Origin of the sequence: Halobacillus sp. BBL2006, from assembly GCF_000786645.1 — a bacterium.
Taxonomy (GTDB): Bacteria; Bacillota; Bacilli; order Bacillales; family Halobacillaceae; genus Halobacillus.
Window position 1 is genome coordinate 1 of record NZ_JRNX01000096.1, and the last position, 12,490, is coordinate 12,490.

The following is a 12,490-nucleotide window of genomic DNA, read 5'->3' on the forward strand; positions in this document are numbered from 1 at the left end:
CAGGAAAGCGAGTAGCTTCCCAATCACCCCTTCCTCTCAATATGGCAAACGAACCCCAAAACATCTAGAAACTGAGTCTTCCACACTCCTGCACGTTTATGGAACAACTTTTTCTAAACATTAGTCCATGAAACAATTCTCTCAATATTTTATTTGAAAAATGAAATGACAAAGTATAAGACAGCTGCTACACCAGCCGCAATCAGGGCAGGTTTTAACTTGAACTTCGCGTATTTGATGGCATTTAAATTCAGTATCCCTGCGGTCGTATTCGTATCATCGCTGAGAGGGGAAGAAAAAGCCCCGAACGTTCCGCTAGCAAACACGGCACCGATAACCATGGGTAAAGGACTTCCTGCCACAGTTGCGATGGAAACACCAACGGGCATTAATATCCCCCAAGTTCCCCAGGAAGACCCTATAAAATAGGACAATCCGCAGCCGACAATGAAGATGATGGCTGCTACAAATCCAGGAGGAATCCATTCGAAAGAAGACGAAATGGTGTCAGCAAACTTCAACTCCTCTGATCCCTTGCTTAATCCCCAGACCATCGCCAGTAAAAGGATGACCCCCATCATCTCATTCCCGCCCTCAATCAAGTGGTTCATCATTTTCCTAAGCGGCTCTGAGATAATTTTTAAATAGACGACGAAAAGGATAACCGTTAAAACGACGCCAAGGACCATGGCATCGAGTACATTTGCATTAATAAACGTTTCAAATCCTTCTTTCCCATTTCGAGCTCCCACCATATACATAAAAAAGAAAGTAAGAACGATAACACTTGCTAAAGGGATAATTAAGTGCCAGGGCTTTGAAGGGAGGTCTTTCGTAACGGCAGGATGACAGTCCTCCCACTGATCATCATCGTCCTCCGTTTCTTGTCCGCCATCTTCCGCATCCGTTGCGGATTTTTTGCTGTGATGGAAGAAACTCAAATAAAATCCTAAAGAGAGCATAGAAAATGCAAAGAAGTTATAAGGAATACTTTGAATGTATAAGGAGTAGGCATCTCCTTCTGTATTGGCTTGCTGAAGTGATAATTCAATGACCGAGGTCATGTAGCCGACAAAAGCTGTCGCTACAGGAATTAAAACGACGAGAGGGGAAGCTGTGGTTTCAATGACAAAGCCGAGCTCCTGCTTAGTCATCGGAATCTTTTTTCTCATCGCTTTCATGACTGGACCGATCGTAACGATCCGAAAGCTCGGGGCGGCGAAGGTTCCTAATGAAGAAAGCCACGTTAAAATGAACGCTCCGCGCTTATTATTGATTCGTTCTGTGGCCGCATGAACAAATCCTTTTATTCCACCTGACATTTTTACAATCCCGATCAAGGCGGAGAAAGCATAGAGGAAAATGATGATTTTTAAGTTGTTTTCATCAGTAAGTCCTTGAACAATGAAGGATAAAGCTGTCATCATCCCACCTAGCCAATGGGGATCAACAAGATAACCAGCTACGATGACAGAGAAAAGTAAACTGGGGATGACCTGCTTTGTCCATATAGCAGCAATAATGACTACAATGAAAGGAATAACAGAAGTCCACTCCATTTTATGTACCTCATTTCTTTACCGGGATTTTACTAGCATGTGTGGATATTGGAGAAGATATTCTTAAATGAAAAGCGTGAAAGGAAAGGGTTACAAGTGAAAAGGAGCGAATATAAGTAAAAGGCTATTTTGTTATCTGGAGGGATGGATATGTCTTTTTTGGAACGTAGTGTTATTATTCAAAAGCCGATTGGAGAAGTCTTTGAAGCAGCGACAGATTTCAGTAAAAGTCCTGAAATGATGGACGCCGTTATTGAGGTGGAACTTCTGAGCGAGGGCCCTGTGAAAGAGGGATATAAATTCAAAGAAACGAGAGAAATCAGAGGAAGAAAAGCATCCTCAGTGATTGAGGTCACCGACTTTGAAAAAAATAAAAGTTATTCAGTACGGAGTGTTCAAAATGGACTGGACCTGCGTTATCATTACCAATTTATAGAAACAACGGGAGGGACGCGCGTGGATTTTAGAGGCGAGTTGTTTACGGAAGGCTTGAGAAATAAGCTTGCGCAGCCTATCATCAAGCGAATTATCAAAAAGGAAGACGAGCATCATTTGGAAGATATGAAAAAGCATATCGAAACGACTGCAACGTAGTGGTATAATAACTATAAGCTATGGATTTTATATGAAAGGTCTCATCGCCATCTTTGATGGGATGAGACCTGTTTTTTTAACGGAAGAAGAAAGGAAATGAATAGATATGATAGAAAAACACCAGGAGTGGATGGATTCATTAACTCCTTTTTTGAAAGAGGCGTGGAAAGAAGCGGCTTATGAATCGCTGACTGTCGTTCAGGAGCAGGCCATTCCTTTTGTGTTGAATGGCGAAGATGTATTGGCTGAGGCACCAACAGGAAGCGGAAAAACCTTAGCTTATTTGATTCCTTTGATTCAAAAGGTAGATCCAAACCAAAAACGATCCCAAGTCCTGATCATGGCCTCGTCTCATGAACTAGTCATGCAAATTCATCATGAGGTGCAAAAATGGACAAAAGGCAGCGGAATCGTAAGTACAGCTTTAATTGGAGGCGCCAACATCAAGCGTCAGATTGAGAAGCTGAAGAAAAAACCGCAGATTATCGTTGGTACTCCGGGGCGTGTTCACGAGCTTATGAATAAGAAAAAGGTTAAAGCCCATGAAATCCAGTCACTTGTCATGGATGAGGCTGATCAATTGCTGGTGCCTGAACATATCCAAACGGTAAAAAGCATTTTGAATAGTACGATGAAAGAGTGTCAAACACTTTTGTTTTCTGCTACTTTACCGGATGAAGTCTTGGAACTTGGGCATGAATTTATGAGTGAAGACGCAGAAGTCATCAGGGTTGAAGAGGAAATCAAGAAACCGCAAGTCATCCACAGCTACATCGTTTGCGAAGATCGTGATAAAAAAGAGATGTTACGTAAGCTAGCCCATATGGAAGACTTCAAAGGTTTAGCTTTCATGCAAGATATCGCTAAATTAAATGTCTTCGCTGAAAAATTGACCTATCAACATCTAGACCTCGGTTTGCTCCATAGTGACGCTAATAAAGAACAGCGAGCGAAGGCTATTAGAGAATTCCGTAACGGGGAATACCGGTTATTACTGGCTACGGATGTAGCAGCCAGAGGATTGGACATTAAAGACATTACCTATATTGTCAATTTGGATATGCCAAAAGAGTTGACCTCTTATATTCACAGGTCTGGCCGTACCGCTAGAATCGGTGCGAAAGAGGGGACTGTCGTGTCCTTGGTTAATCCTGTAGAAGAAAAACGGTTGAAGAAACACGCAAGAGAATTAGGGTTTCCTTTAGAGAAGAAAACAGTGTACAAAGGCCGTCTTAAGAACGTTTAATTTCTTCTAGGGTCTTTTTTACATTCTATCAGAGCAAATAGACTAAACATCTTAGATAGGAGAGGCTGACATGCTCAAAAGAATTCTTTTTACTGTCATTGCCGTCGTAGCCATCGGATTCCTCTTCACAACAGAATTGAATCAATACTTGCTAAAACCTAAAGCTGCTATAGAAAAAGTTACAAATCCCGTACAAAACTGGCTTGAAGAAAATGATATTGATAACAGTAGTCCATTGTTAGAATCAATGAAAGATTTTTTCAAATCTGGAGAGATGCCTGCTCCGAGTTTTGAACAGGAGGAGTCTGCCCCAGCTGCACCTGCGATCGGAAATGGAAAAAGTCATACAGAAAGCCTGGACAAACAATCGACTTCCGTCTATGAGAGAACCGTTGTTGAACTCGTCAATGAGGAGCGCGATAAACAGGGACTTCCCCCTCTGAAGATGGACGAGCGCTTAAGTGATCTTGCTCGAAAAAAATCGCAGGATATGGCAGACAAACAATATTTCAGCCACATATCCCCTACCTACGGTTCGCCATTTGATATGATGAAACAATTTGATTTTAAGTATCGAGCAGCGGGAGAAAATATTGCTGCTGGTCAGCGCACACCGGAAGAGGTGGTAGAAGGGTGGATGAATAGTGAAGGGCACCGTGCAAATATCTTGAATGATTCGTTTACACAGATCGGTGTAGGGTATGTGGAGGACTCCGGTCCTTACGGAACCTATTGGACCCAAATGTTTATGAAACCTCTATAAAGGGTGAAAGACAGCCTCTCAAGGACTGGCCGGAGGGCCATAGATCTTGAGAGGCTGTTTATTTAGTGGTTTTTTCTTTTGGCAATGGATGAACATAACCTTCAACGGTCATTCGGTCTGTATCTTTTTCCGACTCGTACCAATGAACGACAATAAGCCAAAGGGTTATGAGCATCACGAAAAGTCCAGTATACAAATATCCGGAAATCGGTCTTGAACCGTAAAAATAATAAGTGCCCTCGTGATAAGCAAAAAATAAAATAGTCGTTAGTGAGAAGTAGGCGAATTTGTGCATGAATGACAGGGGCTTTCTGAATGTGCAATGAAGCAGCAGAGGTGACCAATAAATCACGGCACTGAGCAATAGAATCATCATGTGCAGCGGATAACCAATCAATTTGGGCATGGTGTGGGATAGTTCAAAGCTGACCAAAGTTCCTAAGAAAAAAACTGCAGTACTCTGGAGAAGTCGCTGGCTATAGTGGACGACCCAACGAAGATACCTTCTGAACCATAGATTGTAGCGGTTGGCAAATAAGATAAAACATGGAGTAATGATGAATGAGACGGTGCTTCGAGTTAAATTCTCAACGCTGTGGACACTCTTCAAATTGATTAGGCTCATGATCACAAGTGAAAAGAAGATGAGAGTGATCCAGAGGGCTTTTGGTGTGGAAGGTGTCTTTAACAATGGCATTCTAAAATCATCTCCTTGGAGCTTTGATTTAATTTTCCCTTAAATCATTGCAATAAACGCTAATGTTTTTCACTTTTTTTATTTTTAATTAGAATAATTTGAATTATTTATACATATTTATAGGAAATTTGGATTAGATAATGGTATAATTTCATAAGTTGAAAACATGTGGCTTTACTAAATTATGGTGAGGTGATTTGAATTTTTTCTAAAATGATTTAAGAAAGAAGTGGAATGTGATGAATGGTATCCATCATTTGATGACCAACAATTCTGCACTCGAAAATGTTATCCAGATGACCCAAGACTCCATCGCCATCATCGAGCGGAGGAAGGATTGTTTTGTCTATACATATATGAATGAAAGTATGAAGACACAGTTTGGGAATCTGTTAGACAAAGAAATATATGAAGCTCACCCTTATCAAGTCGCACATCAGCTTTCTCTCTCTATTAATAGCCTGGAGGAAGGGGAGACTAGCGATCTCCAGACCTTCCTGTGGCCCCAATTCCCCTTTTATGATGTTCTCGTCCATGTATTAAATAAATCAACTGCTTATCTTATCATGGTCAAACAGCCATCCATTAACCATTCAACCGATAGAGAACAAAGCTTAGAGCCCTTTCAGGATCTTGTCGAGATGTCTCCTGATTCCATATTCGTTCATGATAAAAATGGCTGTATCACATACGTCAATACATCTGGGCTGCGATTACTAGGAGCTTTAAAGAAGACGGAAGTAGTCGGGAGAATCTTCAGTGATCTGTTAAGCGAAAACTATCCAATTCTCTCAAGAGTGAAGAAGTTATCGTCTGAAAGTGTGAAAGGTTCTCCGATTGAGGGAAGGATTCGAAGGCTTGATGGAACTTTGATCGATGTCGAAATGAATAGCGGGTTAATAGACTATCCTCAATCCGAAGCTGTACAGATTGTCTGTCGTAATATAACTGAGCGAAAAGAGCAATTAAATCAGCTGGAGGAAATGGCGTATTATGATCAATTGACAAAGGTTTCCAACAGACGCTATTTCTTTAAGCAGCTGCAAATTGAGCTTGAGGAAGTGGACAAAAATCAATCCTTACTATCTGTTCTCTTCATTGATTTAGATAACTTTAAAGAAATCAACGATCAATTTGGTCATCAAATCGGTGATGAGGTGCTTGTCATTTTCACTAAAAGAGTGAAGCAGATGTTAAGATCGACCGATACATTTTCCAGGCTAGGAGGGGATGAGTTTGTTGTATTGCTCTCAAACCTTCAATCAGCTAACGATCCACAAGCGATTGCTAACCGAATGATGGAATGTATTACACAGCCAATCTCGATCAATGGACAGACATTATATATCAGTGTGTCAATCGGGATAGCCAGTTATCCTGAACAAGGTACAAGTCGGGAAATGCTTTTGACCAATGCAGATCAGGCCTTATATGAAGCTAAGAAAAAGGGAAGAAAGTGCGTAGAAGTATACCGGTTGTAACTAAAGGTTGATGAAAAGCTTCTCACGTGGGAAGCTTTTTTCATTATAAGCAGAGTTTGTTATAGTACGATTAAAGTGAAGTTGAGAAAGGGATGCCGTGTATGGAAATGAAAGAGCTACATCAATTCGACGGGACAGATCTTCTTAAAATGATTGAGCAGAAAGCATTGAAAACAGAAGAGGTCATCGCACACTACAAGGCTGTGATAGATAGAAAGAATCCTGTGCTCAACGCAGTCGTACATAAGACTTATGACGAGAAAGCCGAGGAAGGGAAGTTTCAAGGTCTTCCTTTTCTTATCAAAGACTTAAATGCCATGAAAAGTCATCCACTCAGCTTCGGGTCTAAAATTATGGAAGGATTCGAAGCAGCGACGGATGACGTTATGGTTAGACGGTTCAAACAGGCAGGACTGACGATTGTTGGAAAAAGCAATACGCCAGAATTCGGCTTCACTCCTGCTACTGAATCCGTGCATCTTGGATTTACTAAAAACCCTTGGAACCTTGAGTACTCGCCTGGCGGGTCCAGTGGCGGTGCGGCGGCTGCCGTTGCATCAGGTATGGTTCCGTTCGCTCATGCTAGTGATGGGGGAGGTTCGATACGCATTCCTGCTTCTAATTGCGGGCTGTTTGGATTGAAGCCAACCAGAGGACGGACCCCCTTTTCTATGCGCTTGAACAGCTTTGCCGTCAGCCATGCATTGACTCGTTCTGTCAGGGACAGTGCAGCTTTGCTGGACGCATTAGAAGGCCCTCAAGTGGGAGATCTATTTGCTACTCCTCAACGTGAAGGTGCTTATGCATCAAGTCTCGATAAAGAACTTCGCCCACTGAAGATAGCTTACCTGGCAGATTTCGGAGAATTGATGGATATAGAGGATGACGTCATTCGAGCGGTCAATAAGACAGCTCAACTGTGCGAATCTCTCGGTCACCATGTGGAGATTGATTATCCAGACTTTGATCTGCATCGCTTCATGGACGCGTTTGTCACTGTCTGGGTAGTGGGCGGAGCCTTGGCTGTCAAAGAAGCAGCAAGAATGAATGAAAAAGTTCCTTCTAAAGAAAGTCTTGAGAAAATGCTATACACACTGATTGAGAAAGCATCTGGGTATTCTGCGTTGGAATATGAAAAAGCACGAGTCTACCTTGCTACGGAAAGCCTAAAGGTTCACCAGTTTTTTGAAAAGTATGATGTGCTTTTGACGCCTGTCAATTCTAAATCAGCATTGCCTTTAGGCTCATATAATGGGGAAGAAAAGACGATTGATGAAATTTTGGCTGTCTCTGCGCAATATGCCCACCTATCGCCAGTCGCCAATGTAACAGGACAGCCTGCGATGAGTGTTCCATTGTATTGGAACGATAAAAATGTTCCAATAGGCTCTCACTTTATGGGTCGTTTTGGAGAGGAAAGGACACTGTTTAAATTAGCTGCTCAGTTGGAAAAGGCCAAGCCTTGGTGGAAGCGATATGAGGAAATTATGTAAGATAGCTCTAAATAAAGTCATATCCAGGCAGGTCGAAAATGAGGAACTTCCGTGATTAGGAAGTTCCTTTTGCTATTGCAGTTATTTTCCTGATTTGTTTACTTAACGTCCACTAACTGAACTTTATCTGAACAACCTTTATCGTTCATTGAATAATCGGAAGGCGCAAATAGGGCAACACTGAGGTTTAAGGTTTCCCTAATTTAGTTGTTGGTGTATTTCTTCGACCTTCTCATTGAAGTCTTTTACGTTAAGATCACTCTGTGGAAGCTTAGACAGGTGATAGTCTTGTTTGACTCGCAAAATTCTAGCAACACTATCATTGATTTGTTCAGTTGAAATCGTACCCTTCTTAACCGCTTGCAACAGGGCGTTTTTGACCTCGTTAAAATTTCCGTTTCTCGTATCCGTCATTAACACCATATCGGACCCAGCTTGAATGGACCGAATCGTTGCCTCGTTTGTTCCAAAGTTCTTTGAAATGGCTCCCATGGCCATATCGTCTGTAATAACTAACCCATCAAATTTTGATTGTTTCCTTAACACGTTTTGGATGATCGTTTTGGAAAAGGTGGCAGGGTATTGGTCGTCTAATTCAGGAAATAAGATGTGAGCCATCATAACGGCATCCGCACCTTCATTAATCGCTTCTTTGAACGGAATCAATTCGAATTGATTGATTTGGGATAAAGATTTTTTGATGACAGGCAGATTGATATGTGAATCAACGGAAGTGTCCCCATGACCAGGAAAATGTTTGAGTACAGGCACAATTCCTTCCGATTTTATACCTTTCATTTCTGGAATTCCCATACGACTCACACGCTCTGGGGTATCTCCAAAAGAGCGCTTGCCGATTACCTGGTTGCCAGGGTTGTTATTAATATCCATAACCGGTGCGAAATTCATATTAAGCCCAAAAGCTTTTACTTTTTGAGCTAATAGTTTTCCAGCTGTAAATGCCAGGTCAGCATCATTTTCTTCACCTATTCTATAGCTGGAAGGGAGTTTCTTCATCGGATTAGGGATGCGGCTTACGGTGCCGCCTTCTTCATCTACCCCTAGAAACAAAGGAGTGGGGTTTTTTGAATTGGCATTTTTTACTTCCTCTACCAGCTTTTTAAATTGCGGACTGCTAGTGATGTTCCTTCCTAGAAAAATCACACCACCTACACGACCTTCAGAAATCATTTGCTTTTCTGATGTGCTCAAAGATGTTCCTTCTATTCCCACATAAAGAAGCTGAGTGATTCTTTCCTCTATTGTCATCCCTGAAACCTTTTTTGAGATGGAAGGCTTTATGCTGGGAGGAGCAAGGGAGATCTCCTCGAATGAATTCTTGCTATGAGTAGAAGCAGGCTTAGGATTCTCTTGATCGGGCTGGGCTGGAACTTGACTATTGAGATAAAGGGCAATCGTCAATCCAATTGCGATAAAGATTCCGAGGGAAATTATTAATGTTTTCATACTGCCTCCTTAGTTGCGTAGTTGGTTAAACTACCTGTTATTGATTTTTAACTTTTTGAGGCGTTGCTAAACGGTTTAGATTAAAAGTTACTTTTCAGCCATGAAGTTGTAATCGCTTCAACTTCCTTCAGGTGGTTCATAAAACTGTGTTCTGCCCCTCTAATTACTTCAAGTTTTGACATTTCCGGAAGCCACCGCATCCCGTGCTGGGTAAGGGGCATCAAGGTTTGTTCTTCTCCTTGATCTCCATGGACGACCAATGTTGGACATGTAATCTTTGAAAGTAGGTGCTGCTGTTCGCACTCTTCGAAATCCCGTAACATTTGCTCGCTGATCTTAATCTCCGACCGGTAAGGATCCATTACAGGTTGAGTAATCATCCCAGTTTCCTTGAGTTCCTCCAGTTGGGGCGCACTGAACTCGTCAGTCCAATCATAGACGACTGGTCCAGTTCCGGCACCAGTCACTACAAGAGTTTTTACGTAAGAAGGGTCAAATCCCTCCAGACACACTCGAGCCCCTAAACTATGACCATACAGCGCAATCTCTTTAAAACCCTGATCGACCACATACTTGATCGCTGCTGATAAGTCGCTGACTTGTCCGGCAAGAGTGATTGGACGATTTCCGCTCTTTCCACACCCGCCGAAGTCAAAGCGCATAACATTGTATCCCATTCGCTGAAAAGTTCCAGCAAAACGGTCGAATCGCCCTTTCGAGGATCGGTTTGATCGGAACCCGTGACACATGATTATCATTTTCCCACTGGTCCCCCTCTGAAGCACACCAGAAAGCCGAAGCACCTCTTGGTTATAAAACTCAAATTCTTCCATTATTTACCCCCCCTCAGGTCATCCATATATTACCACCTATAATTCAGTTATCTTAATTTTAACACGCTTCGCAAAGCTGAAGATTTAATCTCTGTAGGTGTGCTTTCCTAAATTAATATGTTTACTCTGTTCATCGATGGTCCAGTTTTTTATAATAAACGGAGATAGGAGAAGGGGGAGAAGAGATGGATTACATTACGTACTTGAGATCAATGGTGGGTAAGGAAAAAGTCTTGATGACTGTATGCGGCGCCTTCGTCATTGACTCTTCAAACCGGGTACTGCTTCAACTGCGTTCGGATACAAATGAGTGGGGTCTACCCGGTGGATTTATGGAAATGAATGAAAACGTGGAAGATACGGCAAGAAGAGAAACAAAAGAAGAGACAGGGCTTGAACTAGGTGAATTGGAATTGTTTGGCGTCTATTCAGGACCTCACCTGCATAAAACATTCCCGAACGGTGATCAAGCCGCCCTGGTGCAAATTCTGTTCACTTGCCGTGACTACACAGGTACGTTTGATTACGAGGATAAAGAAACGTTGGATGCAAAATTTTTCGCGCTTGAGGAATTGCCTGAGAATATTTTTGAAAAGCACCGCACGTTTTTGAAAGATTTAATCGAAAAGAAACCACCAGTTATAGGGTGATGCAGAAGTGAATATTCTGTGGTAAACTGAATATAGATAAAAAGTGATCAGAAATTAGAAGAGACCACAGCATCAGCTGCGGCCTCGACGATAGCGGTCCCACTGGGATCGGCTACTCACAGAGGAATAGACCTCTCCCGTTGGCAGACAGGAGGTCTATTTTTTATTGGTCAATTTAATGACCAACGTAAGCAGAGCAATAAGGAAAGTTCCAGACGAAAACAGAACCATGAACACCTCATAGATACTCAAAAAAGGCATCACCCCCTTTCCTATCCAATAAGGGGGCAGCCGACCTCCATAGAATCGAACCGCTATCTGCTGTCATTGTATCATAGGAAAACTAGGTCCAATGGACGAAAAATATCCACTCCAAAACTTTTTCAAAATAAAAAAACGGTTACATAGTTTTAGCCGAAAAACGCCGGGGTATCTCCTGAAAATGTATTAATTAATTAAACATCCAGGAGGTATCATCATGTCGAAAGGAAAGAGTATACATGCCCTTGTCATCCTTATGTTCACCCAGTTCATTTCAGGCGGGGTAACGAACACTAAGGGTATTGTATTAGATCAAGTAGAAAAAGACTTAGGGCTGGATATGAGCCAGTTCGGTCTTGTCGTTTTTATATTCCAATTAGGTTTTACGCTAGCCAGTGTATTTATTGGCTACTATACCGATAAAAAAGGGTTAAGAATCATGACAACCATTGGTGCTGTCATCATGGGAATCGGATTCCTGGGAACAGGACTAGCCCCTAATATAACGTTTTTCTTAGGTTTCTATATGATCGTCGGCTTTGGTTTGGGTTCCTTAGGTGTGGCATCGAACGCGATTGTTCCTGCAGCCTATCCTAAGAAGCAGAATCAAATGTTCAACTTTGCTATGGGAGTGTATGGACTGGGTATGGTCCTATTCCCTCAATTCTTGAATTATCTCTTTCAGTTTGCCTCTTGGCGTTATTTCTATATAGGAATTGCAGCAAGTCTCATTGCCGTCATTATTTATATTACTTCGGTGTCCTTTCCTTCTGGGAAAACCGAAAAAATCGATCTGAAAGCATTTATTCCAATGTTGAAGGATGCACAATTTGTATTCTTAATGATTTTTCTAGTTTTTGAAGTTTCTGCTGAGGTTTCCTTTATGAACTTCTTTCCCACTTACCTGAAGTCATTAAATTTAGGTGGATTATCAACGGCAGAAAAAGAAGATATGGTGGCAGGTATTCTTTCTCTTTTCTCCGTGTTCTTTATGGTAGGAAGACTGGCCATCGCTTATTTGACCAATTGGGTGAACGAACGGCTTATCCTTATTACATTCTCAGCAGGATCGCTGATTATGGTTGGCATCAGTTTTCTAGTAGCTAATGATTTTCCATACCTCTTCTCAGGAGCGGGGTTATTTTTCTCTACCTTGTTCCCGACAGCTACCGCGTTCGGAACTCAAATCTCAAAAACGAGCGGTTCCGCGCTTGGTCTCATTTATATTGCGGCAGGAATCGGTGGGGGAATTGCTGGTTATATTGTTGGACTTGCTTCCGAAATTTTCGGTCAAGCCGGCGGTTTCAGTATCGTCATTTTATTCCTTCTGCTTATGTTGGTCACCACGTTCTTTATGAACAAAACTAAATCCAGCTTTCAAACGAGATAAGGAAAAACATCGTCTGCGAGTGCAGGCGATGTTTTTTAATTTTTCTTGTTCTTTAG

12 protein-coding genes are annotated in these 12,490 nt (G+C 41.9%); 7 read left to right on the plus strand and 5 right to left on the minus strand.

Translation table 11 applies throughout. The features are described from left to right. Positions 1 to 149 precede the first annotated feature (149 nt). Positions 150 to 1,559 carry a Na+/H+ antiporter NhaC family protein gene (locus LD39_RS03560; RefSeq protein ID WP_035542967.1) on the minus strand — a complete coding sequence of 470 codons (1,410 nt, stop codon included), beginning with the start codon at positions 1,557 to 1,559 and terminating at the stop codon, positions 150 to 152. Between the two features lie 150 nt (positions 1,560 to 1,709). On the opposite strand from LD39_RS03560, the gene LD39_RS03565 reads away from it, so the two are divergent. The 3 genes from LD39_RS03565 (at position 1,710) to LD39_RS21955 (ending at position 4,162) form a co-directional block, all read left to right on the plus strand. Beyond that, on the plus strand, positions 1,710 to 2,153 hold the full coding sequence (locus tag LD39_RS03565) for an SRPBCC family protein (RefSeq protein ID WP_035542968.1): 444 nt from the start codon (positions 1,710 to 1,712) through the stop codon (positions 2,151 to 2,153). A gap of 106 nt (positions 2,154 to 2,259) precedes the next feature. Next, positions 2,260 to 3,399: a DEAD/DEAH box helicase gene (locus LD39_RS03570; RefSeq protein ID WP_035542970.1), complete on the plus strand. Its 1,140-nt coding sequence runs from the start codon at positions 2,260 to 2,262 to the stop codon at positions 3,397 to 3,399. Between the two features lie 70 nt (positions 3,400 to 3,469). Then, positions 3,470 to 4,162 carry a CAP domain-containing protein gene (locus LD39_RS21955; RefSeq protein WP_081988282.1) on the plus strand — a complete coding sequence of 231 codons (693 nt, stop codon included), beginning with the start codon at positions 3,470 to 3,472 and terminating at the stop codon, positions 4,160 to 4,162. A gap of 58 nt (positions 4,163 to 4,220) precedes the next feature. Here the strand turns inward: LD39_RS21955 and LD39_RS03580 are convergent, their stop codons facing one another. After that, complete coding sequence (locus LD39_RS03580; protein WP_035542971.1) at positions 4,221 to 4,859, minus strand: hypothetical protein; 639 nt, start codon at positions 4,857 to 4,859, stop codon at positions 4,221 to 4,223. Between the two features lie 239 nt (positions 4,860 to 5,098). Here LD39_RS03580 and LD39_RS03585 point away from each other — a divergent pair, with 239 nt between their 5' ends. Together LD39_RS03585 and LD39_RS03590 are read left to right on the plus strand one after the other, a co-directional pair. Next, positions 5,099 to 6,340, plus strand: a complete 1,242-nt coding sequence (locus LD39_RS03585; protein ID WP_035542973.1) for a sensor domain-containing diguanylate cyclase — start codon at positions 5,099 to 5,101, stop codon at positions 6,338 to 6,340. 101 nt (positions 6,341 to 6,441) lie between these two features. Next, on the plus strand, positions 6,442 to 7,833 hold the full coding sequence (locus tag LD39_RS03590) for an amidase (protein WP_035542975.1): 1,392 nt from the start codon (positions 6,442 to 6,444) through the stop codon (positions 7,831 to 7,833). A gap of 198 nt (positions 7,834 to 8,031) precedes the next feature. Here LD39_RS03590 and nagZ read toward each other — a convergent pair whose 3' ends face one another. Then, entirely contained in the window at positions 8,032 to 9,300 is a 1,269-nt protein-coding gene (gene nagZ / locus LD39_RS03595; RefSeq protein WP_035542977.1) for a beta-N-acetylhexosaminidase, read from the minus strand. Between the two features lie 80 nt (positions 9,301 to 9,380). Beyond that, entirely contained in the window at positions 9,381 to 10,133 is a 753-nt protein-coding gene (locus LD39_RS03600) for a S9 family peptidase (protein ID WP_035542979.1), read from the minus strand. A gap of 185 nt (positions 10,134 to 10,318) precedes the next feature. On the opposite strand from LD39_RS03600, the gene LD39_RS03605 reads away from it, so the two are divergent. Beyond that, positions 10,319 to 10,783, plus strand: coding sequence for an NUDIX hydrolase (locus tag LD39_RS03605; RefSeq protein WP_035542981.1), 465 nt, complete (start codon positions 10,319 to 10,321; stop codon positions 10,781 to 10,783). 156 nt (positions 10,784 to 10,939) lie between these two features. Here the strand turns inward: LD39_RS03605 and LD39_RS23425 are convergent, their stop codons facing one another. Continuing rightward, on the minus strand, positions 10,940 to 11,044 hold the full coding sequence (locus LD39_RS23425; protein WP_255349876.1) for a putative holin-like toxin: 105 nt from the start codon (positions 11,042 to 11,044) through the stop codon (positions 10,940 to 10,942). A gap of 217 nt (positions 11,045 to 11,261) precedes the next feature. On the opposite strand from LD39_RS23425, the gene LD39_RS03610 reads away from it, so the two are divergent. Beyond that, positions 11,262 to 12,434, plus strand: coding sequence for a sugar MFS transporter (locus tag LD39_RS03610; protein ID WP_035542983.1), 1,173 nt, complete (start codon positions 11,262 to 11,264; stop codon positions 12,432 to 12,434). Positions 12,435 to 12,490 lie beyond the last annotated feature (56 nt).